23 protein-coding genes are annotated in these 26,996 nt (G+C 60.9%); 14 read left to right on the top strand and 9 right to left on the bottom strand.

All coding sequences use genetic code 11. The features are described 5' to 3' along the window. Positions 1–7 precede the first annotated feature (7 nt). The 10 genes from EAH78_RS19835 to EAH78_RS19785 all read left to right on the top strand — a co-directional run bounded on the left by EAH78_RS19835 (position 8) and on the right by EAH78_RS19785 (position 11,029). Positions 8–757, top strand: a complete 750-nt coding sequence (locus EAH78_RS19835; RefSeq protein ID WP_140669027.1) for an AraC family transcriptional regulator — start codon at positions 8–10, stop codon at positions 755–757. 232 nt (positions 758–989) lie between these two features. Next, complete coding sequence (locus tag EAH78_RS19830) at positions 990–1,808, top strand: transporter substrate-binding domain-containing protein (protein ID WP_140669026.1); 819 nt, start codon at positions 990–992, stop codon at positions 1,806–1,808. Between the two features lie 10 nt (positions 1,809–1,818). Next, entirely contained in the window at positions 1,819–3,594 is a 1,776-nt protein-coding gene (locus EAH78_RS19825; protein WP_140669025.1) for an aconitase X, read from the top strand. Next, positions 3,587–4,252, top strand: coding sequence for an amino acid ABC transporter permease (locus EAH78_RS19820; protein WP_140669024.1), 666 nt, complete (start codon positions 3,587–3,589; stop codon positions 4,250–4,252). The genes EAH78_RS19825 and EAH78_RS19820 overlap by 8 nt, the downstream gene beginning before the upstream one ends. A gap of 10 nt (positions 4,253–4,262) precedes the next feature. Continuing rightward, on the top strand, positions 4,263–4,913 hold the full coding sequence (locus EAH78_RS19815; RefSeq protein WP_027924790.1) for an amino acid ABC transporter permease: 651 nt from the start codon (positions 4,263–4,265) through the stop codon (positions 4,911–4,913). Further along, positions 4,906–5,628, top strand: coding sequence for an amino acid ABC transporter ATP-binding protein (locus EAH78_RS19810; RefSeq protein WP_027924791.1), 723 nt, complete (start codon positions 4,906–4,908; stop codon positions 5,626–5,628). The genes EAH78_RS19815 and EAH78_RS19810 overlap by 8 nt, the downstream gene beginning before the upstream one ends. A 126-nt stretch (positions 5,629–5,754) precedes the next feature. Further along, positions 5,755–6,783 (top strand): trans-3-hydroxy-L-proline dehydratase, encoded by a 1,029-nt coding sequence (locus EAH78_RS19805; RefSeq protein WP_027924792.1) that lies wholly within the window; start codon positions 5,755–5,757, stop codon positions 6,781–6,783. 253 nt (positions 6,784–7,036) lie between these two features. Beyond that, positions 7,037–7,954 (top strand): dihydrodipicolinate synthase family protein, encoded by a 918-nt coding sequence (locus EAH78_RS19795; RefSeq protein WP_140669022.1) that lies wholly within the window; start codon positions 7,037–7,039, stop codon positions 7,952–7,954. Between the two features lie 70 nt (positions 7,955–8,024). Further along, the gene (gene abaF / locus EAH78_RS19790; RefSeq protein ID WP_140669021.1) at positions 8,025–9,422 is read left to right on the top strand and encodes a fosfomycin efflux MFS transporter AbaF; all 1,398 of its coding nucleotides are present in this window, start codon (positions 8,025–8,027) and stop codon (positions 9,420–9,422) included. Positions 9,423–9,448: 26 nt separating this feature from the next. Next, positions 9,449–11,029, top strand: coding sequence for an aldehyde dehydrogenase (NADP(+)) (locus EAH78_RS19785; RefSeq protein WP_140669020.1), 1,581 nt, complete (start codon positions 9,449–9,451; stop codon positions 11,027–11,029). A gap of 791 nt (positions 11,030–11,820) precedes the next feature. Here EAH78_RS19785 and EAH78_RS19775 read toward each other — a convergent pair. The 4 genes from EAH78_RS19775 to EAH78_RS19760 form a co-directional block, all read right to left on the bottom strand. After that, entirely contained in the window at positions 11,821–12,828 is a 1,008-nt protein-coding gene (locus EAH78_RS19775) for an Ldh family oxidoreductase (protein ID WP_140669018.1), read from the bottom strand. Between the two features lie 152 nt (positions 12,829–12,980). Next, a complete protein-coding gene (locus tag EAH78_RS19770; RefSeq protein ID WP_140669017.1) occupies positions 12,981–14,393 on the bottom strand; it encodes a purine-cytosine permease family protein in 1,413 nt (470 codons plus the stop codon). Positions 14,394–14,482: 89 nt separating this feature from the next. Then, entirely contained in the window at positions 14,483–16,330 is a 1,848-nt protein-coding gene (locus tag EAH78_RS19765; protein WP_140669016.1) for an amidohydrolase, read from the bottom strand. 131 nt (positions 16,331–16,461) lie between these two features. Beyond that, positions 16,462–17,475: a helix-turn-helix transcriptional regulator gene (locus tag EAH78_RS19760; protein ID WP_140669015.1), complete on the bottom strand. Its 1,014-nt coding sequence runs from the start codon at positions 17,473–17,475 to the stop codon at positions 16,462–16,464. A 230-nt stretch (positions 17,476–17,705) separates the two neighbouring features. Between EAH78_RS19760 and EAH78_RS19755 the strand changes: the two genes are divergently transcribed. Then, entirely contained in the window at positions 17,706–17,978 is a 273-nt protein-coding gene (locus EAH78_RS19755) for a DUF2790 domain-containing protein (RefSeq protein WP_140669014.1), read from the top strand. Positions 17,979–18,029: 51 nt separating this feature from the next. On the opposite strand, the gene EAH78_RS19750 is transcribed toward EAH78_RS19755, so the two are convergent. The 5 genes from EAH78_RS19750 to EAH78_RS19730 form a co-directional block, all read right to left on the bottom strand. Continuing rightward, positions 18,030–18,968 (bottom strand): LysR family transcriptional regulator, encoded by a 939-nt coding sequence (locus EAH78_RS19750; protein WP_140669013.1) that lies wholly within the window; start codon positions 18,966–18,968, stop codon positions 18,030–18,032. A 75-nt stretch (positions 18,969–19,043) separates the two neighbouring features. Then, the gene (locus EAH78_RS19745) at positions 19,044–19,994 is read right to left on the bottom strand and encodes an aldo/keto reductase (protein ID WP_140669012.1); all 951 of its coding nucleotides are present in this window, start codon (positions 19,992–19,994) and stop codon (positions 19,044–19,046) included. A 31-nt stretch (positions 19,995–20,025) separates the two neighbouring features. Then, entirely contained in the window at positions 20,026–21,492 is a 1,467-nt protein-coding gene (locus EAH78_RS19740) for an efflux transporter outer membrane subunit (protein ID WP_140669011.1), read from the bottom strand. A gap of 19 nt (positions 21,493–21,511) precedes the next feature. Beyond that, positions 21,512–22,981, bottom strand: coding sequence for a DHA2 family efflux MFS transporter permease subunit (locus tag EAH78_RS19735; RefSeq protein ID WP_140669010.1), 1,470 nt, complete (start codon positions 22,979–22,981; stop codon positions 21,512–21,514). Next, complete coding sequence (locus tag EAH78_RS19730) at positions 22,981–24,114, bottom strand: HlyD family secretion protein (RefSeq protein WP_140669009.1); 1,134 nt, start codon at positions 24,112–24,114, stop codon at positions 22,981–22,983. Before EAH78_RS19730 ends, EAH78_RS19735 begins: the two co-directional genes overlap by 1 nt. Before the next feature lie 228 nt (positions 24,115–24,342). Between EAH78_RS19730 and EAH78_RS19725 the strand changes: the two genes are divergently transcribed. From EAH78_RS19725 to EAH78_RS19715, 3 genes are all read left to right on the top strand, one after another. Beyond that, entirely contained in the window at positions 24,343–24,966 is a 624-nt protein-coding gene (locus EAH78_RS19725; RefSeq protein WP_140669008.1) for a TetR/AcrR family transcriptional regulator, read from the top strand. An 8-nt stretch (positions 24,967–24,974) separates the two neighbouring features. Further along, a complete protein-coding gene (gene mug / locus EAH78_RS19720) occupies positions 24,975–25,499 on the top strand; it encodes a G/U mismatch-specific DNA glycosylase (protein ID WP_140669007.1) in 525 nt (174 codons plus the stop codon). A 116-nt stretch (positions 25,500–25,615) separates the two neighbouring features. Next, positions 25,616–26,989 carry a glutamine synthetase family protein gene (locus EAH78_RS19715; protein ID WP_123432148.1) on the top strand — a complete coding sequence of 458 codons (1,374 nt, stop codon included), beginning with the start codon at positions 25,616–25,618 and terminating at the stop codon, positions 26,987–26,989. The last annotated feature ends 7 nt before the right edge of the window (positions 26,990–26,996 follow it).

Below are 26,996 nucleotides of genomic sequence, written 5' to 3'. Positions count from 1 at the left end.
CAGCGCTATGTACCCCTCACTCACCACCTTCAAACCCTGCGACCTGCCGACGCTTTTAAGCAACCTTCAGCCGATCGCGCCGCTGCTCGATACCCTGTCGGACGTGGTGTTTTTCATCAAGGATCGCGAGGCCCGTTACGCCTTCGTCAACCAGACGCTGGCACGGCGCTGCGGTTTCAAACACAGCGAACAATTGCTGGGGCTCACCGCCGACACGGTCTTCCCGGAAAACTTCGGACCGCTGTACACCGAGCAGGATCGACGGGTGTTATCCAGCGGCCGGATTCTCGCCGACCAATTGGAACTGCACCTGTATTTCGGCAACCAGCCGATCTGGTGCCTGACCCACAAACTGGCCCTTCGCGACGAACAGGGTCACATCGTCGGCCTCGCCGGCATCTCCCGGGATTTGCCAACACCCCAGTCCACTCACCCGGCGTACCTGAAGCTCGCCGCCGTCGATGCGCATATCCGCAGCCACTTCGCGCGTCCCATCAGCCTTTCTGAATTGACGGCCATTGGCGGCTATTCCGTCGCGCAACTGGAGCGTCACTGCAAACGAGTGTTCCAGCTCACACCGCGGCAGATGATTCACAAGGCACGTCTGGAAGAAGGTTCGCGCCTATTACTGAGCACCGACCTGCCCATCACCGAAATCGCCCTGCGCTGCGGTTACACCGACCACAGTGCGTTCAGTCGGCAGTTCCGCGCGCTGACCAGTTTGTCGCCGAGTCAGTACCGCGATAATCAGCGTTAAGCCAGTCACCGGTGTTCCCTAAAGGGGCGCCCGCACCACCATTGCTCCCATCTGTAACACCGGCACGCAGGTCGCCGACGCAATGTTGCGCTATTGCAAACCTTCTACTTCAAGGGCTGACCACAAATTCTCGGTACTGACTGGAAATCGGCACGTTGATTGCTATTGTTAATATCGTATACGAAATCCTCAATACGATATTTCAACAGCACTTCACACGAACGAGGCCTCTATGAAAAACCCCGCATTTGCCGTAGCCCTCAGCGCTGTTCTCAGTACCTCCTTTGTCGCCAGCGCCCAGGCGGACAAGCTCGACGACATCATCGGTTCGGGCAAGCTGCGCTGTGCCGTGACCCTGGACTTCCCACCGATGGGTTTCCGCGATGCCGGTAACAACCCGGCCGGTTTCGATGTGGATTATTGCCACGACCTGGCGAAGATCCTTGGGGTCGAGGCTGAAGTGGTCGAGACACCGTTCCCGGACCGCATTCCGGCGCTGGTTTCCGGACGGGCCGACGTGATCGTTGCCTCTACCTCCGACACCCTCGAGCGGGCCAAGACCGTCGGCCTCACCGTGCCCTACTTCGCGTTCCAGATGGTGGTGCTGACCCGCGACGATACCGGCATCAACGGCTTCGACGACCTCAAGGGCAAAGCGGTGGGCAACACCAGCGGCACCTATGAGGCCATCGCCCTGGAGAAAGACGTGAAGAATTGGGGCAGCGGCAGCTTCCGGGCCTACCAGTCGCAAAACGACACGTTGCTGGCCGTTGCCCAGGGCCACATCGACGCCACCGTGGTCACCAATACCGTCGCTGCCGCCACCCTCAAGTCGGGGAAATACAAAAACCTCAAAGTCGCCGGTAACGCTCCGTACGTGATCGATTACGTGTCGCTCGGCGCCAAGCGCAGCGAGTATGGCCTGCTCAACTACCTCGACTTGTTCGTCAACCAGCAGGTGCGTACCGGTCGCTACAAGGAGCTGTTCGTCAAATGGGTCGGCACCGACATCTCCCCGGCCGACCTGACCGTACCAAAGGTCTACTACTGAGATGTCCAGCATGCCTAGGTCCGTTTCTCTGACCGGTCGCAGCCTGGTCGCGGGCGCCGCTCAAGGTGCCCTGCTGTTCGCCGATGTCGGGCTGAGTTTCTGGGGCGGGGTTGATTCCGCCAGTGGCGAGGTCATCGATCGCCACCACCCGCTCAGCGGCGAATTTCTGTCGGGGTGTGTGCTGGCGATTCCCAGTGGACGCGGTTCGTGTACGGGCAGCAGCGTGTTGATGGAGCTGATCAGCAACGGCCATGCACCGGCGGCACTGGTGCTGGCCGAACCGGATGAGATCCTGACCCTGGGCGTGCTGGTCGCGCAGACTATTTTTGCCCGCTCCCTGCCGGTGCTCTGCATCGGCCGGGAGGCCTTCGCAACGTTGCGCGATCACGCTTTCGCAAGGATTGATGGCGACACGCTGAGCCTGTTCGAAAACCTGCCCGGCGATGCTTGGCAGGCTCTCGACAAACCTTTGTCCACCGATAGCCACGCTTCAATCGAACTCACCGGGTTTGATCAGGCGCTGCTCGACGGCCAGTACGGTCAAGCCGCGCAAATGGCCATGCACATTGTTCTGCGCATGGCCGAGTTGCAAGGGGCGCGAAGCCTGGTGGATGTCACCCAGGCGCACATCGATGGCTGCATCTACACCGGACCTGCAAGCTTGCGCTTTGCCCAACAACTGGTGGAATGGGGGGCGAAAGTGCGGGTGCCCACCACTCTCAATTCGATTTCCGTGGACCAGCGCCGCTGGCGCGAATTGGGCATCGACCCGGCGCTCGGCGAGCCGGCCAGTGCCTTGGGCGATGCCTATATGGCGATGGGCGCACAACTGAGTTACACCTGCGCGCCCTACCTGCTCGACAGTGCGCCCAAGGCCGGCGAGCAGATTGTCTGGGCCGAATCCAATGCCGTGGTGTACGCCAACAGCGTGCTCGGTGCGCGCACCCTGAAGTACCCGGACTACCTCGACATCTGCATCGCCCTCACCGGCCGTGCCCCGCTGATCGGCTGCCACCTGGACGCGCAACGCAAGGCCCGGTTGCAGATCGAGTTGCCGGTACTCGGTGAACTGGACGATGCGTTTTACCCCTTGCTCGGTTATCACATTGGTGCACTGGCCGGCAGCCGCGTGCCACTGGTACTGGGCCTGGAAAATCGCCAGCCGAGCCTGGACGATCTCAAAGCGTTCGGCGCAGCGTTTGCCACCACCTCGGCGGCGCCGCTGTTTCATATCGCCGGGGTTACACCGGAAGCCATCGACCCGGCACAGGTGCTGGAAGTGGATGCCTGCATCCCCGTGGAAAAAATCTGCCTGAAAGAACTGCTGCTGAGTTGGCGCGAGCTCAACAGTGCCCGCGATCACCACGTGGATGTGGTGTCGCTGGGCAACCCGCATTTTTCCCTCAGTGAGTTCGCGCATCTGGCTCGATTGTGCCGGGGTCGGCGTAAGCATCCGGACGTCGTACTCGCCATCACCTGCGGCCGCGCGGTGCTGGAGCAGGCGCGCGAGGCCGGACATATCGCGGTGATCGAGGCCTTCGGCGCCACCCTGGTCACCGACACCTGCTGGTGCATGCTCGGCGAACCGGTGATTCCGCCGGCCGCCACCACGCTGATGACCAACTCCGGCAAGTACGCCCACTACGCACCCGGGCTGGTGGGGCGCAAGGTGCATTTCGCCAGCCTTGCCGAGTGTGTCGATACCGCGTGCAACGCCATCGCCAGCGGACGCCTGCCGGCCTGGCTGCAACCCGCCGCCCAACTGGAGAGCCCTGCGCATGTTTGACTACACCTTCCAATGGCGCTCTGCCCTGCGCGCCTTGCCGGACATGCTCGCCGGCGCCGTGGTCACGTTCGAGACCGCGGCCCTGTCGATGATCTTCGGCGTGCTCATCGCCCTGGCCCTGACGGTCATGCGCGAAAGCAAACAGCCGCTGCTGCGCGGCATCGGCAACGGTTGGGTTTCGATTGCCCGCAACACGCCGTCGCTGTTCCAGATCTACATCCTTTACTTCGGCCTCGGCTCGCTCGGCCTGCACGTCAGCTCGTGGCTCGCGCTGCTGGCCGGGATCACGTTCAACAACGCCGGCTACCTCGCGGAAAACTTTCGCGGCGGACTCAAGGCCGTGCCCCAGACCCAGGTCCGCGCCGCCCGGTCACTGGGCATGAGTGCCTTTCAAACCTACCGCATGATCGTCGTCCCGCAGCTGCTGCGCATCGTCTTCTACCCGTTGACCAACCAAATGGTCTGGGCGGTGCTGATGACGTCGCTGGGGGTGATCGTCGGGTTGAACAATGACCTGACCGGGGTGACCCAGGACTACAACGTCAAAACGTTCCGCACCTTCGAATACTTCGCGATTGCGGCGGTGCTGTATTACGCGATTGCCAAGACGATCGTCGCGACGGCCCGGCTGATGGCCTGGCGGTTGTTTCGTTACTGAGGAGCTGTCCATGTTTGCCACCGGTTTTTCCTCGAATGACCTGATGTTCCTGCTCAATGGCGCCTGGGTCACGCTGCAATTGACGTTCTGGTCGATCATCCTCGGCTCCATCGCCGGGCTGCTGTTCGGCTTGCTGCGAGCCTTGTTGCCACGGGCCAGTTTGCCGCTGGCCTGGGTGCTGGACGTGTTTCGCAGCGTGCCGTTGTTGATCCAGTTCGTGCTGTTCAACTCACTGAAAAGCATCGTCGGCCTGAACATCAGCGCCTTCAGCGTCGGCTGCATCGTGCTCGGCGTGTACACCGCCGCGTACTTCACCGAAATCGTGCGCGGCGGCGTGTTGGCGGTGCCCTTCACGGTACGCCGGGCCAGCCGTTCACTGGGCCTGAGTTTCTTGCAGGACCTGCGCTGGATCGTCCTGCCGATGGCCACGCGCGTGGCCTTCCCCGGCTGGCTGAACCTGGTGCTCGGGGTGATGAAAGACACCGCGCTGGTGATGTGGATCGGCATCGTCGAACTGCTGCGCGCTTCACAAACCATCGTCACCCGCATTCAGGAACCGTTGTTGGTGCTGTGCATCGCGGGCCTTATCTACTACGTCATGAGCCTGGTGGTTGCACGCCTCGGCGCTCGTCTGGAAAGAAGGTGGCAGGAAAATGATTGAGATCGATAACGTACACAAATCGTTCGGCAACCTCGAAGTGGTCAAGGGCGTGAACCTGACCGTGAACAAGGGCGAGGTGGTGTCGATCATCGGCGGCTCCGGCTCCGGAAAATCCACGCTGCTGATGTGCATCAACGGCTTGGAGCCGATCCAGAAAGGCAACATCCGCGTGGACGGTGTCGAGGTCCATGACAGCGCCACCGACCTCAACCGTTTGCGGCAGAAGATTGGCATTGTGTTCCAGCAATGGAATGCCTTTCCACACCTGACGGTGCTGGAAAACGTGATGTTGGCGCCGCGCAAAGTGCTGGGCAAAAGCAAGGCCGAAGCCGAGGAACTGGCGGTGCAACAACTGACCCACGTCGGTCTGGGCGACAAGCTCAAGACCTTCCCCGGCAAGCTGTCCGGCGGTCAACAGCAACGCATGGCCATCGCTCGCGCGCTGGCGATGTCGCCGGACTACATGCTGTTCGACGAAGCCACTTCAGCCCTCGACCCGCAACTGGTGGGCGAGGTGTTGGACACCATGCGCATGCTCGCCGAAGACGGCATGACCATGGTGCTGGTGACCCACGAGATTCGCTTTGCCCGCGATGTGTCTGACCGGGTGGCGTTCTTTCGTAATGGGTTGGTGCATGAGATTGGGTCGCCGGATCAGGTGATTGGCAATCCGGTGCACGCGGAGACTGCGGCGTTTTTGAAATCGGTTAAATAGCGGATGGCCCCTTCGCGAGCAAGCCCGCTCCCACATTTGACCGAGTTCTTCCAGAAGAAATGCGATTGAATGTGGGAGCGGGCTTGCTCGCGAAGAGGCCCGCACAGACACAACAAGGAGCAAACCATGCGCTCATCAAAAGTGATCCACGTCGTTAGCTGCCACGCCGAAGGCGAAGTCGGTGACGTGATCGTCGGCGGTGTCGCCCCACCGCCCGGTGCCACTGTGTGGGAGCAATCACGCTGGATCGCCAAGGACGAAACCCTGCGCAACTTCGTGCTCAACGAACCGCGCGGCGGCGTGTTTCGTCACGTCAACCTGCTGGTGCCGGCCAAGGACCCGCGCGCGCAGATGGCCTGGATCATCATGGAGCCGGCGGACACGCCACCGATGTCCGGTTCCAACTCACTGTGCGTGGCCACCGTGTTGCTCGACAGCGGCATCCTGCCGATGACCGAACCGCAAACCCGGCTGGTACTGGAAGCCCCCGGCGGGCTGATTGAGGCCGTCGCCGATTGCCGTGACGGCAAGGTTGAGCGGGTGGAAATCAAGAACGTGCCGTCCTTTGCCGATCGCCTGGATGCCTGGATTGAAGTCGAAGGCATCGGTTCATTGAAGGTCGATACGGCCTATGGCGGCGATAGTTTCGTGATCGCCGATGCCAAGGGTCTGGGCTTTTCCATTCGCCCTGACGAGGCCGCCGATCTGGTGGCGGTCGGGCTGAAAATCACCCGCGCCGCCAACGAACAATTGGGCTTTGTTCATCCGTTGAACCCGGAGTGGTCGCACATCTCCTTCTGCCAGATCGCCGCGCCCATCGTCCATGAGAACGGCATTGCTACTGGCGCCAACGCCGTGGTGATTCAACCCGGCAAAATCGACCGTTCCCCTACCGGCACCGGCTGCTCGGCGCGCATGGCCGTGATGCACGCGAAGGGATTGATGCAGGTGGGCGAGCGTTTTATCGGTCGTTCGATCATCGGCTCCGAGTTCCACTGCCGCATTGATTCGCTCACCGAAGTGGCCGGCCGCGCTGCCATCTACCCGTGCATTTCCGGACGGGCCTGGATCACCGGCACCCACCAATTGCTGCTCGATCCGAGCGATCCATGGCCACAGGGCTATCGCCTATCCGATACCTGGCCGGGTGCCTAATTCGATGAAAAGCTATTGTGGCGAGGGAGCTTGCTCCCGCTGGGTTGCGCAGCAGCCCCAATCTTTTAATTGCGGTTGATCCAGGTTTTACGACTGCTGCGCAGCCGAGCGGGAGCAAGCTCCCTCGCCACAGGGGTCCTGTTCTCCAGACCAACGGCTATAAAAACCCCCGATTGATTGAAAAAAGCGCTGGCCGAATCTTTTCATTTTAAATATCGTATACGAAATACAATTAACAACCCGGAGGCAACAAATGAGCAAACGTATTAACTGGAGTGGCGTCTTCCCCGCGGTGACCACTCAATTCAACGATGACTTCACCATTAACCTGGAAAAAACCCACCAGGTGATTTCCAACGTGATTCGCGACGGTGTGTCGGGACTGGTGGTGTGTGGTTCGGTCGGTGAAAACACCTCGTTGACCGCCGAAGAAAAAATCGCCGTCACCGAAGTCGCTGTCGATGCCTCTCGCGGCCGGGTGCCGGTGATTTGCGGCGTGGCTGAATTCACCAGCGTGCAAGCGGCCAAAGTGGCCAACGCCGTGCGCAAGGTCGGCGTCGATGGCGTGATGCTGATGCCAGCGCTGGTCTACAGCTCCAAGCCCTTTGAAACCGCCGAACACTATCGCTACGTGGCCAAGCATGCCGACGTGCCGTTGATGGTTTACAACAACCCGCCGATCTACAAAAACGACGTCACCCCGGACATCCTGATTTCCCTGGCGGACTGCGACAACGTGGTGTGCTTCAAGGATTCCTCCGGCGATACCCGCCGTTTCATTGATGTGCGCAATGAAGTCGGCGACCGCTTCGTGCTGTTCGCCGGCCTCGATGACGTGGTGCTTGAAAGCATCGCCGTGGGCGCCGAAGGCTGGGTCTCGGGCATGTCCAACGTGTTCCCGAAAGAAGGCGAAACCATTTTCCGCCTGGCCAAGGCCGGTCGCTTCGCCGAAGCCATGCCGATCTACGAATGGCTGATGCCGATCCTGCACCTGGATGCCCGTGCCGACCTGGTGCAGTGCATCAAACTCTGTGAAGCCATTGCCGGCCGCGGCAGCGCGCTGACCCGTCCGCCACGCCTGGCCTTGCCGGAAGAGGATCGCCTGTTCGTCGAACAGATCATGGCCAAAGCCCTGGCGAACCGTCCGCACCTGCCGGACGTCGGTCTCTGAGTGAGTGCCGGGCGGGCCTTGGAGGCCCGGCCCGGCTGCCTGTTTTTGCGCCTCTACAGGAAACGTCAGCATGCCCAATCATCAAGACACTCAACGCGCAACCACTCCCTCCGGACTCAAGCGTGTCGTGGCCGCCGCCATGGCCGGTACGGTCGCCGAGTGGTATGAATTTTTTCTCTACGGTACGGCCTCGGCGTTGGTCTTTGGCCAACTGTTCTTTCGCCAGACCGACAGTCCCGTCGACGGCATCATCGCCGCGTTCGCGCTGTACGCCGTGGGCTTTCTCGCCCGCCCGCTGGGTGGCCTGGTGTTCGGTCACTACGGTGACAAATTCGGCCGCAAGCGTCTGCTGCAACTGAGCCTGGTGGTGGTCGGCATCACCACGTTCCTGATGGGTTGCCTGCCCGGATTCGACCAGATCGGTTACGCGGCGCCGGTGCTGCTGGTGCTGTTGCGGCTGATCCAGGGTTTCGCCTTTGGCGGTGAATGGGGTGGCGCGATTTTGCTGGTGTCCGAACACTGCCCGGACAATCGCCGTGGCTTCTGGGCCAGTTGGCCGCAAGCCGGTGTGCCGGCCGGCAATCTGGTGGCGACGGTTGCCCTGCTGCTGTTGTCGTCGAACCTGTCGGAGCAACAGTTTCTCGCTTGGGGCTGGCGCGTGGCGTTCTGGTTCTCGGCGGTGGTGGTGTTGATCGGCTACTGGATTCGCACCAGTGTCGATGACGCACCGATCTTCAAGGAAGCCCAGGCGCGTCAGGCGCAAACCAAGCAGCAACAACTGGGCGTTGTGGAAGTGCTGCGCCACCACTGGCGTTCGGTGCTGGTAGGCATCGGTGCGCGCTTTGCCGAAAACATTCTCTACTACACCGTGGTGACGTTCTCGATTACCTACCTGAAGCTGGTGGTGCACAAGGACACTTCAGAGATTCTGTTTCTGATGTTCGGTGCTCACTTGCTGCACTTCTTCATGATCCCGTTGATGGGGTATCTGTCGGACATCGTCGGGCGCAAACCGGTCTATTTGATCGGCGCGGTGCTCACGGCATTTTGGGGCTTCGTCGGCTTCCCGATGATGGACACCGGGAACAACTGGCTGATCATGGCGGCCATTACCCTGGGGCTGGCCATCGAGTCGATGACCTACGCACCGTATTCGGCGCTGATGGCCGAGATGTTCCCGACTCACGTGCGCTACACCGCCCTCTCGCTGTGTTACCAGGTGGCACCGATTTTCGCCGGTTCCCTCGCACCGCTGATCGCGCTCACGCTGCTCAACAAGTACCACAGCTCGACGCCCATCGCCTGGTACCTGGTGGGTGCTTCGCTGATCTCTGTCGTTGCCGTCGGGCTGACCCGGGAAACCCGCGGCAAGTCGCTGCACGCGGTAGATGCCGAGTCCGCGGCACGCATTGCTGCACTGGATAACGCCGCTCCCGCGACGCCGCGTCGAGGCGATTCGCTGGCGTGAACCCACTTCACTGACAGGAGATTTTCATGCCCCAGATCCTCGGCCACAACTACATTGGCGGCACGCGCAGCGCCGCCGGCAACCTCACGTTGCACAGCCATAACGCCAGTACCGGCGAGGCGTTGCCCTGCTCTTTCGTGCAAGCCACCGAAGGCGAAGTGCACGCCGCCGCTCAGGCTGCTGCCGCTGCGTTCCCGGCCTTTCGTTCTATGCCTGCGGCACGCCGTGCGGATTTTCTGGAAGCCATCGCCGCACAACTGGATGCCCTGGATGACGAGTTCGTCGCCCTGGTCACCCGCGAAACCGCATTGCCGAGCGCACGGATACAGGGTGAACGCGCTCGCACCAGCGGCCAGATGCGCCTGTTCGCTCAGGTCCTGCGTCGCGGTGATTTTTATGCTGCACGCATCGACCGCGCCTTGCCCGACCGCCAACCACTTCCCCGCAGCGACCTGCGTCAGTATCGGATCGGCGTCGGGCCTGTGGCCGTGTTCGGTGCGAGCAACTTTCCGTTGGCGTTCTCCACGGCTGGCGGCGATACCGCAGCGGCCCTGGCCGCCGGTTGCCCGGTAGTGTTCAAGGCCCACAGCGGGCATATGGCGACGGCCGAACAGGTGGCGGATGCAATCATCCGTGCGGCCGAGCAGACTGGCATGCCCAAGGGTGTGTTCAACATGATCTACGGCGCGGGCGTGGGGGAAGCCCTGGTCAAGCATCCGGCGATCCAGGCCGTCGGTTTCACCGGTTCGCTCAAAGGTGGCCGAGCGTTGTGCGACATGGCCGCCGCACGTCCACAACCGATTCCGGTGTTTGCTGAAATGAGCAGCATCAATCCGGTTGTGGTGTTGCCCGAAGCCCTTCACGTGCGCGGCGAGAAAATTGCCAGCGAACTGGCTGCCTCTGTCGTGCTCGGTTGCGGCCAGTTTTGCACCAATCCGGGATTGGTCATCGGTATACGCTCGGTGCAATTCAGTGCCTTCACCGAAACTCTGACTGCGCGGCTGGCTGAGCAACCGGCGCAAACCATGCTCAATGCCGGCACCCTGCGCAGCTACGAAAAAGGTGTGCAGGCCTTGCTCAGCCACCCGGGCGTGACCCACCTGACCGGCAATGGCCAGCACGGTAATCGGGCGCGCGCGCATCTGTTCAAGGCTGACGTCAGCCTGCTGCTCGAAGGTGATCCTTTGCTACAGGAAGAAGTGTTCGGCCCGACCACCCTCATCGTCGAAGTGGCCGACACGGCTGAACTGCGCCAGGCGCTGAACAGTTTGCACGGTCAACTCACCGCCACCCTGATTGGCGAACCCCAGGACTTGCATGACCACGCAGAGTTGCTGGCGCTGCTGGAACAAAAGGTCGGCCGGGTGCTGTTCAACGGCTACCCCACGGGCGTCGAAGTGTGTGATGCGATGGTGCATGGCGGCCCTTACCCGGCCACCTCCGATGCCCGTGGCACCTCGGTCGGCAGCCTGGCCATCGAGCGTTTCCTGCGCCCGGTGTGCTACCAGAACTGCCCGGACGCGCTGCTGCCCGACCCACTGAAAAACGCCAACCCACTGGGCATTGCCCGCTTGGTCGACGGCAACAGCCACCGCAACCCGATCTGAAAAACACCCCAAAACCCTGTAGGAGTGAGCCTGCTCGCGATAGCGGTGGGTCAGTCAACAGAGATGTCGAATGTAGTGCCGCCTTCGCGAGCAAGCCCGCTCCCACACTGGATCGTTGCCGAAAACAAGATTTGTGTACGACTTCGATTCACTGTGGGAGCGGGCTTGCTCGCGAAAGCGGTGGGTCAGCCAGCAGGGATGTTGAATGTCCCGGCCCCTTCGCTTGCAAGCCCGCTCCCAGACTGGATCGTTGCCGAAAACAAGATTTGTGTACGACTTCGATTCACTGTGGGAGCGGGCTTGCTCGCGAAAGCGGTGGGTCAGCCAGCAGGGATTTTGAATGTGCCGGCCCCTTCGCGAGCAAGCCCGCTCCCACACTGGATCGTTGCCGAAAACAAGATTTGTGTACGACTTCGATTAACTGTGGGAGCGGGCTTGCTCGCGAAAGCGGTGGGTCAGCCAGCAGGGATTTTGAATGTGCCGGCCCCTTCGCGAGCAAGCCCGCTCCCACACTGGRTCGTTGCCGAAAACAAGATTTGTGTACGACTTCGATTAACTGTGGGAGCGGGCTTGCTCGCGATAGCGGTGGGTCAGCCATCAGGGATGTTGAATGTGCCGGCCCCTTCGCGAGCAAGCCCGCTCCCACACTGGACCGTTGCCGAAAACAAGATTTGTGTACGACTTCGATTAACTGTGGGAGCGGGCTTGCTCGCGAAAGCGGTGGGTCAGTCAWCRGGRATGTTGCATGTACTGCCCTCATCGCGAGCAGGCTCACTCCTACAGTTATCGAATTAATCCAGCAATGCCTTGAGGTCGTTATACAACGCCGCGGGAATCTGCACGCCCTCCACCAGGCTACGTGCCCGCGCTTCGTATCGACGTTGGGAGGGTAAGCGTGCGCCCTGCCCTTCGATTCCCTGGAACAACGCTTCGGCCCTGGCCAGATGGGCCTGCGTCGAGTCCCCCAAAAAGCGTCGTGGATCCAGGGCAATGATCAATTCCCCATGGTACGGCGACGACTTGCTGCCCGCGTCGTAAGCCAGCGACTCGGCGCTGGTCAGGTCACCGATCAATGGCCCGGCAATCAATTCCACCATGGCCGCCAGCGCCGAGCCCTTGTGCCCGCCGAATGTCAGCATCGCGCCGCTGTCGAGCACGACGTTGGCATCGGTGCTGGGCTGCCCTTGCGCGTCGACACCCCAGCCTTCGGGGATCGCTTTGCCGGCACGTCGGTGCAGTTCGATGTCGCCACGGGCGATGGCGCTGGTGGCGAAGTCGAACACAAAAGGATCCTGTCCCTGACGGGGCCAGCCGAAGGCAATGGGGTTGGTGCCGAACACCGGCAAGCGCCCACCGGCCGGTGCCACCCACGCGTGACTCGGATTACACGCCAGCGCCACTAAACCGGCAGCGGTCAACTGCTCGATCTCCACCCACAGCGCCGAGAAATGCACACAACGATTGATCGCCAACGCAGCAATCCCGTTGGCTCGGGTTTTCTCCGTCAGCGACGGTAACCCTGCCTGAAACGCCAGTTGCGAAAAACCACCCCCGGCATCCACCCGCACAATCGCCGGTGCCTGGTTGATGACCTCGGGTTCAGCCGTGGCCGAGACTTTGCCGGCCCGCAGAGAATTGACGCACCCCAGCACCCGGTACAAGCCGTGAGAGGCACAGCCATCGCGCTCGCCGGCAGTCACCGTCGTCGCCACCGCACGCGCATGGGCCAGGTTAAAACCGTTGTGCAACAGGATCGATTCGGCCAACGCATGGGCTTCGATCAGGGTCAGTCGGATCATGGTCATCTCCTTGAACAGACCGGTCAGGGTGGTCTATTCGAGGCGCCAGGGCTTGATGGGTTTGCGCGGAGGGAGTGACGAAATCAGCACAGGTGCGTCATCAAGGACCCGCGACAGTGCAATGACGAGCAATGCACTGTCGCCCGTCTCGGTCAGGCTTTCGTGCTTCGTACCACCGGCACCACCACCGCCGATTTCCTGGCCAGCAGGTAGTAAAGAACACCCGGCACCACCAGCCCGACGATCCAGGAAATATCCACGCCACCCAGTTGCGCGACCATCGGCCCGGAGTAGAAATGCGTGTCGACAAACGGCAGCTGGATCAACACGCCGCTGACATACACGCTGATCCCCAACACGTTCCAGCGACCGTAACGCCCCGCCGGGTCGGACAAGGCCGGGATGTCATAGCGCTCCTTGTTGATGAAGTAGTAATCCACCAGGTTGATCGCGCTCCACGGGGTGAAGAACGTCAGCAAAAACAGGATGAAGTACTTGAACGAGTTCAGGAACGAGTACTGCCCCACCAACGCGAGCGTGGTCGATGCTGCGACGATCAGCAGCACGAACAGCATGCGCTGGCGGGCGGTGATTTCCAGACGGCTACGGAAACCGCTGATGATGGTGGCCACGCACATGAAGCTGCCATAGGCGTTCAGTGTGGACACGGTGACCTTGCCGAACACCACGCTCAGGTACAGCAAGGAGGCCATCACTCCGGTACTGCCCAGGCCGACGATGGTCGCCACTTCGTGACCGCGAAAGTTGGCGCCGGCCAACGCCGCAGCGAATACACCCAGCACCATCGACGCCTGGGCGCCGAGCACGGTGCCGAGGCCGACGGCGGTGAAGGTTTTCCAGGACGACGTTTTGCTCGGCAAATAACGCGAGTAGTCGGCCACGTACGGGCCAAACGCAATCTGCCAGGACGCTGAAAGCGATACCGCCAGCAGGAAGGTGCTCCAGGCAAAGTGACGGTTTTCCAGGAGCAGGCCGATGTCGTTAAGCGTCATCAAGCGAGTGAACAGGTAAGCGAAGGCGATGATCCCCAGCACGCTGGCCACACGCCCCACCAGGTGAATCACCCGATAGCCAAAGATCGTCAGGAACGTGATGCACGCAGCGAAAATCAGAATGCCGGTGCTGTCGCTGACGCTGATCAACTGGGCAATCGCCTGCCCCGACAACACCGCGCCGGTGGCGCTGAAACCGAGGTACATCAGGCACACCAACACAATCGGGATCGCCGCACCGTAGACCCCGAACTGCACACGGCTGGAGATCATCTGCGGCAGCCCCAGTTTGGGTCCCTGAGCTGCGTGCAAGGCGACGACCGCACCGCCGAGCAACTGGCCAATCAGCAAGCCAATCAATGACCAGAACACATCACCGCCCAACACCACGGCCAACGCCCCGGTGACAATCGCGGTGATTTGCAGGTTGGCGCCGAGCCATAGGGTGAACTGGCTGTAGAGGCTGCCATGACGCTCGGCCTCGGGGATGAAATCGATCGAGCGGGTCTCGATCAGGGGACTTCGTTGTTGGCTATCGTGGGGCTGGCTCATTATTTTTATTCTCTTCAAAGATAGAACGAATCCACGCAATCTCCTGTAGGAGCAAGCTCACCCCACAAGGAATGTGTTTCAGGGGGCGGTTATTTTTGTTGTTCGGTCATGGCCACTTGGCCTACGAACGGCGCCTTGGCCCACACGATCTTGCCCCCCACGACGGTCATCAACACGCTGTTACGGGCCAGTTCCTCTTCGGGCACCTGCATGAAGTTTTTATCCAGCACGATCAGGTCCGCGAACTTGCCCACCTCGACCGAGCCGACGACGTTCTCCAGTTTCAGTTGCTCGGCGGCGTTGACAGTGATGGTGCGCAGCACTTCGGCTCGGGACAGCGCCGGGTCGGCATTCAGGCGGCCAGCGTATTTGGGACCATAGCTGTGCGGGTTCGTCGGATCACCGGAACGGGTGACACCGACTTTCAGCGCCAGGAACTCATCGAGCGGGTCAACCGGCCAATCGCTGCCATACGCCACCCGACCGCCAGCACGGGCGATGCTGCCCGAGGGTTCCATGCGCGCAAACCGCGAAGCCCCAAGGTGATCGCTGGTGCCATCGACCGTGGACGGCGCTTGCTGCGCCCACTGGAAGGACATATTGGCGGTCACGTCGAGGGCCTTGAAGCGCCCATAGTCGGCGGGGTCCACGGACTCGTTGTGGGTGATGGTCGGGCGAAAGCCGTTGCCGGGCAGCTGCTGGCGCACGTATTCGATGCCGTCGAGTGAGTCACGCACGGCGCGGTCGCCGGTGGCGTGCAGGTGCGGGTCGAGGCCGGCCTGCACGGCTTGCAACAGCAGCGGCTTGAGCACTTGCGGCGGGAAATACAGCTCTCCGACGTTTTTGCCCGGCGTCCATTTCGGTGACTTATCGGTGCCGGCATTGTGCAGGTACGGCGTCAGCATCGCCCCGGTATCCGCCGGCGCATTGATGATGCCATCCATGAACAATTTGACGTGACGCATGCTCACGCCCGGTGCGACTTTGGCTTCGCCCTGATCGTAGGTCGCGGCCATCGCCTTGGCGTCGGCAATGGTTTTCGCCGGGTCGGCTGCCGCAGCGGCCGGGTCCAGTTTGATTGCCAGCAAGGCCCGGGCGGTCAGTTCACCCGACTGCTGCAACGTGGTGAAGGCTTTGCCATTCTCCGGCCCCGACAAGGCATCGAAGAAACTGGTGATGCCTTGTTGGCGCATGGCGTCGAGCGCGGCGCGGGTCTGATTGAGTTTTTCCGCGTCGGTGGCGGGTGGCACCACGGCGGCCATCGCGTCAGCCGCCCCGTCTTCGCAGATGCCGGTGAGGTTGCCGGCACTGTCGCGCACGTACTTGCCATCCCCGGGATTGGCGGTGTTTTTGTTGATGCCGGCGACAGCCAGGCCGCGCGAGTTGGCCAGCACGGTGTGGAAATCGGTGGAGCGCACCTGAATCGGCCGGTTGGTCTTGAGGGCGTCCAGCGTCGATTTGTCCGGGTCGCCGTCGAGTCCGTCCATGCCCATCCGGTCCCAGCTGCCCACTTCCAGCCAGACGTCGGGCCCCTTGCCCTTGTCGGCATCCAGGCACGCCTGAATGGAGTTCTGGAACTCCTTGCGGGTCATGGCCTGATATTTCAGGTCGCACAAGGTCATGGCGCGGCCGCCGTCACCGGGGTGCATGTGCGCATCAATGAAGCCCGGCATCAGCATGCGCCCCGCTAGATCGATCAATTGCGTTTGCTTGCCGATGTACGACGCCGCCCCTTCATCGTTGCCGACGTAGACGATCTTCCCGCCCATGACGGCAATCGCCTGCTGCACCGAGTTCTGGCCATCGACGGTGTAGACATAGCCGTTGCGCATGACCATGTCTGCCGGGGTCGAACCCTGGGTCTGGCACCCCACCAGCGCCAGACCGGAAAATGCCGTGGTTGCCGCAATGGCGACAAAAAGCCTGGAAAATTTCAACTGCCTCACCTCTGTTTTTATAGTTTTGGAAGAGGCCCGAACAGCCTGCGCGCAAGCCCCTGATATGCAAGGCATACCCTATCGCGCGCGGGCGTTGGATGGACCTCCACAAATGAGGAGGGGGTGGTGATTCAGAGGGCTTCGCGGCGGGTTGCCTGTGCAGACAGGACAGTGCCCAGTTCGACTTTGCTCTTCACCCCAAGCTGCAAGTAGCAGTTGCGCAGATAAGTGCGCACAGTCGCGGGACTCAAGCCGAGGATTTTGGCAATCTCTTTATACGAGTGCCCGGCGGCGAACAGCATCGCCGCCGTCCGCTCCCGTGGCGCCAGCACCACGCCGCGTGACTGGGTTTCGAGGGACAGAATGACGTGTTTGGCATTTGGGCTGAGGGTCAGCGTACAGCGTCCCAGGCGCATGACGCTCGGCGCTTTCGGCAGTTGGGCGATCACTTGCGCCGGCAGCATCGAACCGCTCCACCCCGGCACTTCACGCTGAATGGCCGCACACAGGCTCGCGCCGACGTACAGCAGCGTTCCATCCATGCGCGCCACACCAAAATCGCTGGCGCCGTTACCGGTGTCGATGCGAATCATGTCTTGCACCTGGAAACGCCACAGCTGCAACAAGTGATCGCAGAAGGCCGAAAACAACGCGGCCTCGTTGTCGTTGAAGCCTGACGCGTGTTCACCGCGATAGAGGCAGACGAAGAACATCAAACCGCTTTCGGGCAACTCGAAGGTGATGCAGATCACATGGTAGAGATCGTGACGGCGAGCAAACGCATCGATCTCTACATGGGGATCGGTGTAACCACTGTCGCGCACCACTGCGCCGGGTTGGCTCAAGGTGTCGTGGGAGAACCGGTCGCTGCCCGCGTTCTTGTGCCATTCGGCGGCAAACGATTCGGGCAGGTCGATGCGCCCGTGCATCCAGCTTTTCGGCGGCACATGGGCGTTCGACGTGGACATTTCGCCCCACCACGCCGACGCAAACGGCACCAGTGGGCGAAAGGCTTGCAGCCCGTCTTCGATGAATTGCGAGGCGCCGCGCTCACGAGCCAGTCGCCCGAGGTGCAACACGCATTGATTGAAGGCCTTCAGCGTCGCCATCGACGGTGTGCCGCCGACCTCGTTCCCCTCCTCCATCATCTTGATCCTGTTGGCTGCGTGGCATTTTTTTCGACCATGCCACACGGGCAGTGATGGCGTCCAGAAGCCCTACATTCATGCGGAATTCGGCAACAGTGTTTGTCCTTCCGAGCGCTGTTTGAGTACAGGGCAAACCCCTAGCATCGTTCCTACCCGGTGAGCATTTACCAACAGCTCACAAGGTAGAAAACGAACCTCAACCCTCCTCAAACGACACGGTGAACACCATGAAACTTTCGAAATTCGCGCTTCTGCTGACACTTGCCAGTCTTGGCGCCCCCGCCTTCGCTGACGACCCTGCCTCAACAGCTGCAACCGCCAAGGCCCCGGTTGAAACCTATACCTACGACACCCACCTCGACATCAAACGCGTCATCAGCGTGTCAGACGTCGGCGATGAGTGTGGCCCGGTACCGGCGCAAATGACCTACGAAGACTCCCGCGGTCAACGGCACGTCCTGCAGTATCAAGTCATTGGCACCGGCTGTTCGAACAGTTGAATACCGTGCTGACGATGGAGGGTCGACACTCCATGGCGGCGACACCGGCGTTTATCTGTTTTTGCTTGAACCGACGATTTTTTCATCGGAGGCCAACAGGACCGGAATGTAATCCTTGAGAAAATCCACCCAGGTCTTGATCTTCGCATCGACGAATTTGCGTGACGGATAGATGGCAAACACATTCAACTCTTCAAAATGATACTCAGGCAATACCCGAACCAAATTCCCCGCTTTCAAACCTTCTACGGCAGACGCAATCGGTTGAATGCCGATGCCCATTCCGTTGCTGATCGCCACTGTCATCGCATCGGCGGTGTTGACGTGAAACGGCGACGTCGGTGTGCTCACCGTCACCACGCCTTCGGGCCCTTCGAATACCCAGTTTTCCCCCGGCATCACCGTGTTCACAATCCGCAGGCAATCATGTGTGCCCAGTGCAACCGGTGCTTCGGGAATTCCGCGTTTCTTCAGGTACGCCGGCGAGGCGCAAAGAATGCTGTAGGTAATGCCCAGCCGTTGCGCGACAAAGCCTGAATCGGGTAAGTCCCGCGCCAACACAATCGACATGTCATAGCCTTCCTCCAGCAAGTCCGGCAGCCGATTGGTCAGGGTCAAATCAAACATCACCGAAGGATGCGTCTCTCTGTACCGGGCGATGGCGTTGATCACGTAGTGATTACCCACGGCTGACATCGCATGAATTTTCAGCCGGCCCACGGGTTGGGTTTGAGCTGTCCCCGCTTCCTCATCGGCTTCACGCATCTGCTCGATAATCTTCTCGCAGCGTTGCAAATAGCGCTGCCCCGCCTCGGTCAGTGCCAGGCGCCGGGTCGTGCGGTTGATCAGGCGGGTTCGCAACCGCGCCTCCAGGCTCGAAACCGCTTTGGAAATATTGGTGGTCGAGGTGTCCAGCATCACCGCGGCGGCGGTAAAGCTGCCGCTCTGGGCCACGGCGATGAAACAGCGCATGGTTTGGAAAACGTCCATCGTTTTTGCCTCGGCGCACAATTGACCCGTCAAAAAAAACGGCGGCCTGAGATCAGGCCGCCGCGCTAGCATGGGTTACCTTTTGCCCGGGATAAAGCCCGGGATACCGGTTTCCACCACCGAGTTGAAGCGCACCCGCGTCGTGATGTCCTCCTTGATCTCAAGCATGGCCCGGTGCGGCAGCGTGGCAATGTCAAAGTTTTCCTGAATATGGCTCAGTGTTGCAGACGTGGTCAGAAATGCCACACCGCGCTGCACTGACCAGGCCAGGGCGACTTGAGCCGGGGTTCTCTGCAGGTGTTTCGCGATGCCGGTAAGCACGGGATCTTCCAGTACCGCAGGCTGCATGCCATGGCCGAGCGGCGCAAACGCGAGGACGATGATGCCGTGCTGTTTGCAGAATTCCAGCAGCTCCCATTCCGGCAAGTAAGGATGGGACTCCACCTGCACGACAGAGGGTTTTATCCGCGCCACGTCGACAATCGCCTTCAATGCCTCCAGGGTGATGTCCGACAAGCCGATGGACTTGCAGCGCCCGTCATCCACGAGCTGCTCAAGTGCTCGCCACGTCTCGAGCAAAGTCACGCCCGAGTCGTAGATCATGTGGCCGAAAGGGTCCCGGGGTTCCTGGTCATCACCGGGTTGAAAGGCGAACGGCGTGTGGATCAGGTAGCAATCAATGTAATCCACCTGAAGCCGGCGGCAACTGGCCTCGAACGCCGGCAACACCCGCTCGGGACGATGGTTGGTGTTCCACAGTTTGGTGGTGATGAACAGGTCTTCGCGCCGGGCCTTGCCCGAGTCGAGGAAGGCCTTGAACGCGACGCCCACCGCGTCTTCGTTGCGATAACGCTCGGCGCAGTCGAAATGGCGGAAACCGGTTTCCAGCGCGTGGGTGACCGCTTGGGTCGTGACGCTGAGGTCGCGGAACAAGGTGCCAAAACCCACGGCCGGCATCTCGGCCGAGCCGTGGTTCAGCGCAAATCTGGTCTCGCGAAGTTCGTCGTGAAAGGCTTCGTAGGTCATGTCTTTACTCCACTCTCTGAGGCCGCAGCCTCTACTGATATGAACGTTTGGATGCTTCGCGGCTGGCGACCCGCTGCTCAAACACACCGACCGAATTGCCGCCGAGGGCGACAAACAACTGAACGGTGTCGAGGTACTGCGCGGTCTTCACCCTGATCTGCCCCAACAACGCCTGCTCATAGGCGCGCTCGGCCTCCAGCACCTGAAGGATGCTGTTCTCGCCTTGGGCGTACGCTTGCTGGTTCAAACGAAAACTGCTGTCGGCGGCGCGCAATGCGTCTTCCTGGGCGAGGTTTTCTTCGGCGTGATGGTTGATGGCTTGCAGCGTGTCCGCGACCTGACCGAACGACTGGATGACGGTCTGCTGATAATCCGCGAGCGACGCGTTGTAGCCGTCAACCGCCGCCTGGCGTTCAGCCTTGAGGGTTCCGCCATTGAAGATCGGCCCCGCCACCCCGGCAGCGAAGCCCCAGAGCGCGGCGCCGCCATTGCCGGACGCCGACTGCGCGAGAAACGCTGACAGCTCCACATGCGGATAAAGGTTGGCGGTCGCGACACCGACGGCGGCGCTGGCCATGTGCAGTTGCGCTTCGGCCTGCAGTACGTCCGGCCGGGTGTGGGCCATTTCCGAGGGCAGACTGACGGGCACATTGGCCGGCAGGGCAAATTCACTCAGGTCGAAGTCCGGCGCGATCCAGTCAGCCGGGCCTTTGCCCGTCAGGATCGACAGCGCATGCCGAGCCGAATCACGTTGCTGAGCGAGAGGCGGCAACAGCGTGCGGTCTTGGGCGAGTCGGGTTTCGGCCAGCGACACATCGATCTGCGTGGTGCTGCCGTTGGCGTGGGCCATGCGCACCAGTTCGAGGTTCTTGGTGTCATTGGCCAGCAGCTTTTCCACGGCCTGGATCTGCGCGTTCGCCGAGGCCATCAACAGCGCCTGGCTGGCAACATTGCCCGTCAAGGTCAGGTACGCCGCTTCGTAGCGATGTTGCTGAAACGCCGTCAGTGCTTCCTGTTGTTCAACCTGGCGCTTGTTGCCGCCGAACACATCCAGATCGAAACCGACCCGAGGCCCGATGGCATAGAAGTTGGAAACCACCGGTTCCGGGCCATTGTGCGTACGCACACGGCCGGCCTGGGCAGAAAAATCGACTTGCGGATAAAGCACACCCTCCGCCGCCGCGACGGAGGACGCCGCCTGACGGATCGTGGCATCGGCGGCGACGAGTTCCAGATTGCCGTCGATGGCACGGCGCACAACGCTGTCGAGCTTGGGCGAACGAAATGCCGTCCACCAGTCGCCGTTGACCTTCTTGCCCAGATCGATGCGTTGACCAAGACGTTGCTCGGCCTGTTGATCGTAGTGTTGTGACGGGCTCGGTGGCGGCATTTGATAATCAGGGCCGACCGTGCAAGCGGTGAGGAACACCAGCACCGCTACCGCTCCGAAGGTGGTGTTGATCAGTTGTCTGTTGATGAAGCGCGCATTGGATTTCATGAGGCAAACTCCACGAAAACTAGTTGGTCGCAACGGGCTTGCGAAGAAAGATCACCAGTGGGCTCACCACCAGCATCGCGAACATCAAAATCTTGAATTGGCCGACCACGCCGATAAACGCCGCCTGGCCGGTGATCATTTCGTTGAGCCCCGCCATGGCTTGCAGGGACGTCGCCACCGATTGTGCCGCCGCGCTATACGGCGTCAGGTGGCTGGCCAGCGCCATGTGCATCGCGTGGGTGTTGTTGAAGAAATACAACTGCACGATCGCCACCCCGAGGGTGCTGCCGTACACACGCGACAGGTTGAAAAAACCGGTGCCTTCCGGGCGCAGCGTCGGGTCGAGCGTGCTGAACGCAACCTTGGTCAGCGATGGCATCAACAGGCCGATGCCGATGCCCTGAATCGCACCCGCCAGCGCCACCGGCCACCAGTCCATCAGCGGCGAATAGCCGAGCATCAACCAGTTGGCGTACACCACGATGGCCACGCCCGCCGCCACGAAGAAACGACGGTCGAAACGCTCCGGTACACGCCCCATCAGCAAAAACGCACCGACCAGGCCCATGCCACGCGGGATGGTCAGCGAACCGGTGGTGTCCGGCGGGTAGCCGAGGATTTCATCGAGCATCGGCGAGGTCAGCGCCATGGTCGACAGCAACACGAAACCCACCGCAAAAAAGATCACCGTCGACAGCACGAAGTTGCGGTCGCTGAACAAACGCTTGTTGAGGAAATGCACCTTCGCGGTCAGCACATGCATCAGGAACAGGTAGAGCCCGAGCGCACAGCCGATCGCCTCCAGCCAGATTTCGGTCGAGGCAAACCAGTCCAGACGCTCACCGCGATCGAGCAACATTTGCAGGCTGATCAGCCCCAGCGTGAAGGTGCCGAAACCAAAGAAATCGAACGTTGGGCGTTTCTCGGCCTTCTTCTCGGCCAGCAACAACGCGATCACCAGGAAGATGTACGCCGACAACGGCAGGCTGATGTAGAAGATCGGGCGCCAGCCGAAATGTTCGGCGACCCAGCCACCGATGCTCGGGCCACTGACGATGCCCAGCAGCACGATGGCCGTCCAGGTCGCGCCGAACTTGGCACGCTTCTCCATTGGCAACGTTTCCAGGGCAATCGCCATCGACAAGGGCGCCAGCACGCCACTCGCCAGCCCCTGGATAATCCGCGCGCCGATGAACGCCAGCGGCGTCGAGGCCAGGGTCGCGAGCAGCAAGCCCAGGACGAACACGGCCAGCGCGGTTTGATACACCCGCTTCAAGCCATAGCGACCGGCGAGCCATTGCGCGATCGGCATGGTGATCGCACTCGCTGCAAGGTACGACGTGAAGATCCATCCGGCCTGATCGTCGGTCATCGACATACTGCCCTGGATCAGACGGAGCACGGCATTGGGCAAAGGCAGGTTCGCCGATTGCATGAACGTCGCGAGCAATGCGGCCAACCTTAATGAACCTGCGGGGGTGGTGTTCATCAGGAAGCTCCTGAGGTAAACAGCGCCTTGATTGGATGCCACCATGGCGTGCGGTGCCCGGTATCGACCTTGACGGTGGCGCTGATCCCCGAATAGAGCGGCATCTGTGGGTCTAGCTCGTCGAGTTCGAGCCGCACCGGCACCCGCTGCACCACCTTGACCCAGTTGCCGGTGGCATTTTCCGGCGGCAGCAAGGCGAAGTCAGAGCCGGCACCGGGGCTCATGCTGACCACGTGGGCCTTGAATTCGTGATCCGGGTAGGTATCGAGGTGAATGGTCGCGGACTGGCCCGGACGCATATGCGTCACCTCGGTTTCACGGAAGTTGGCTTCCACCCACACCTCGCGATCGGACAGCAGCGCAAAGGCTGGCGCGCCGTTGTTGACGAAATTGCCCACCTGCAAATCATCGACCTTGGCGACGATGCCGTCGTCCGGCGCATACACCGTGGCGTACGAGAGGTAGAGCTGGGTTTCATCCAGCTGCGCCTTGGCCTCGCGAACGGCCGGGTGGCTGTCGACCTCGATGTTCGGATTACCGTTCAGGGCAACCACGGTGCTGGCGATCTGTTGTTCGATCGAGGCAATTCGCTGGCGCGACACTTTCACGTCGGTGCCGGCGCGCTCATAAATCGACTTCGACACGAACTCGGACGCGACCAGTGCCTTCTTGCGGCCAAACTCCTTTTGGTCGAAATCGGCCGACTCTTTGGCCGATTGCAGTTCAGCCTGTTGCTGCCGGTAACTGGCCTTGAGCCCATCGATGCGCAGCCGCGCAACGCTTAGCTGGGCTTGCGCGCGGTCAACGGCGATCTGCAACGGTTTGGGGTCGATGCGGAACAACACCTGGCCCTTGCGAACAGGCTGGTTGTCCTCGACGGCAATCTCGATGACCTGGCCCGAGGTGCGCGCATTGATCGACGCCTTGGCCACTCGGGCGTAAGCGTTATCGGTCGAGATGTAAGGCTCGCCAGCGACATAGTGGGCGTACCCGATCGCGGCGAAGAGCCCCGGGACACCCACCATCAGCAGTGGTCGTACGGTTTCTTTAAGCGTTTTTTTGTTGGGCGATGTCGGGTTTGGCCCAGGGTGCTCAAAGGTTTGTGAAGCCGGAATATCGAACTGTTTAGTCATGATCGAAAACACCTTTAACCGGGAAAGTCAGGGGCTAATACCCATAAAAAACAGCCATACCGTGCGCAGTCAGAAGGATCACTCCGCCGCACCCTGTTTCGTCGCCGCTATACCCAGTTCGAGCTCTGCTTCAACAAACCTGAAATTGAGGAACTTCTGGTTCCTTAATTTTGTGCGATGGTGTAAGAATATGCCTCACCCCACCTTCACACAAGGTTTTTGTACGCCATGGCACAAAAAAAGATTACCGAAGCAAAAGGACGTGGACGCCCACGCGCCTATGACCCGCAGACCGCGCTGCAGCAAGCGCTTGGTGTGTTTTGGAGCACCGGCTATTCCGCCGCGTCGCTGGACAGCATCGCCACGGCAGCCGGCATGAACCGCCCAAGCCTGTATGCCGCCTTCGGTGACAAACACGCGCTCTATATCAAGGCGCTGGAGCAATACTGGGAATTTGCTGCCGCCGACATGCACGCGGCGCTGACGGACAGCCAACTGTCCTTGAGCGAAGCGCTGATGCGTTTCTATGAGGGGCAGCTATCGATCTACTTCTCGGGTGACGGCCAACCCCGCGGCTGCTTCGCGATTGGCACGGCAACCACCGAAGCCGTCGAGGATGTTGAAATCCGCGAAGTGCTTTCGGATCGCCTGAGCCGTCTCGACGCCGATCTCGAAGCACGCCTGCGAACAGCCGTTACCGCCGGCGAACTCAAAGACAACGTCGACCCGGCCGCCCTCGCCGTGCTCGCCTCTTCCCTGTTGCACAGCATTTCGATCCGGGCACGGGCCGGCAAATCCCGCACTGAGCTGACCGAACTGGCACGCAACGCGGTCAACGTGATCTGCGGTTGAGAGGCCTTATGGCGAGTGAAGGACTTGAAGACATACTGGCCGATCGGCTCGACGTGATTTTCTGCGGGATCAACCCGGGCATGACGGCCGCCGCCCAAGGGCATCACTTTGCGGGCCGGAGCAATCGTTTTTGGCGCACGCTGCACCTTGCCGGGTTTACCCCCGAGGAAGTGCGCCCGGAAAATGACCGGACGATCTTGCAGTACCGCTGCGGATTGACCGCTGTGGTCGGCCGGCCCACGGCGCGCGCCGATCAGCTGTCGTTGCACGAGTTCATTGCCGCCGCTGCGGATTTTGAACAGAAGATCCTGCGCCATGCACCCCGCGTCGTAGCGTTTCTCGGCAAAGCCGCCTACAGCGCGTTAACCGGCCAGCGAGAGATTGCCTGGGGCCTGCAACCCAAGAAATTCGGCAACGCCAAGGTCTGGATCTTGCCCAACCCGAGCGGGCGAAATCTGGCGTTTTCGCTGGATCAACTGGTGAGCGCGTATCGCCAACTTCATCAAAACTTGCACAAATCGACAGTAGGCTAAGCTAAGGATCAGCTTATTGCGCACGATGCTCGCTCCGGCAGGGTTTGGGTTTTTCTGAAGAGCGTCTGCAACAGCTATTTCAGACAGGCCCACACTGTTCACGCAGGTATGACGTGATGACCGAGCCCCTCCTCAGCTTTGACGAACTGAAGCGTGCCGCCGTTGCCGGCGAAATTGATACCGTACTGGTCTGCATGGTCGACATGCAGGGACGTCTGGTTGGCAAACGATTCCAGGTCGAGTTTTTCATCGACAGCGGCCATGAAGAAACCCACTGCTGCAATTACCTGTTGGCCGACGACATCGACATGGAGCCCGTACCGGGCTATGCCGCTGCCAGTTGGAGCAAAGGTTATGGCGACTTTGTGCTCAAGCCCGACATGTCCACCCTGCGCCGGGTGCCCTGGCTGGAATGCACGGCGCTGGTGCTCTGCGATGTGCTCGATCACCACCATCGCCGCGACTTGCCACACAGCCCGCGGGCGATCCTGAAGAAGCAAATCGAACGCCTGCGCGAGCGTGGCTATACCGGCATGTTCGCCTCGGAACTGGAGTTCTATCTGTTCGACGAGAGCTACGAGGCCATTCACAAGCGCAACTACCACAAGCCGAAAACCGCCGGCCATTACATCGAGGATTACAACATCCTGCAGACCACCCGCGAAGAACCGGTGCTGCGGGCGATTCGCAAGCACCTGCAGGCCAGCGGCATTCCCGTGGAAAATTCCAAGGGTGAATGGGGGCCCGGCCAGGAAGAAATCAACATCCGCTACGCCGATGCCCTGACCATGGCCGACCACCACGTCATCATCAAGCACGCCTGCAAAGAGATCGCGCAACTGCAAGGCAAGGCGATCACGTTTATGGCGAAGTGGCGTTATGACGCCGCCGGGTCCAGTAGCCACATCCATAATTCGCTGTGGGACAAGAACGGCAAGAAGCCGCTGTTCTTCGACGCCAAGGCCGAGTTCGGCATGTCGAAACTGATGCGTTCCTGGGTCGCCGGGCAGCTTAAATATGCCAACGACATCACCTGTTTTCTCGCGCCGTACATCAATTCGTACAAGCGTTTTCAGGCCGGCACGTTTGCACCGACGCGGGCAGTGTGGAGTCGCGACAATCGCACCGCCGGTTTTCGGCTGTGTGCCGAAAGCAGCAAATCCATTCGCATCGAATGCCGCATCGGCGGCGCCGACCTCAACCCTTATCTGGCCTTCGCGGCCCTGATTGCGGCGGGCCTTGCCGGAGTCGACGAGAAGCTCACCCTCGCGCCGCCCTTTGAAGGTGACGCGTACGTCGATGACCACCTGCCCGAAGTCTCCAAGACCTTGCGCGAAGCCAGCGCCGCGCTCCAGACCTCGAGCATGTTGCGTGAAGCGTTCGGCGACGAGGTGATCGACCACTACGTGCACACCGCCGAATGGGAGCAGAAAGAATACGACCGGCGGATCACCGACTGGGAATTGCAGCGCGGCTTCGAGCGCTATTGAGGTCAGC

This window comes from Pseudomonas arsenicoxydans, assembly GCF_006438915.1.
In the GTDB taxonomy this organism is placed as follows: Bacteria; Pseudomonadota; Gammaproteobacteria; order Pseudomonadales; family Pseudomonadaceae; genus Aquipseudomonas; species Aquipseudomonas arsenicoxydans_A.
The sequence above is the reverse complement of the archived record's forward strand: the minus strand, read 5'-3'. Positions and strand labels throughout refer to the sequence as shown.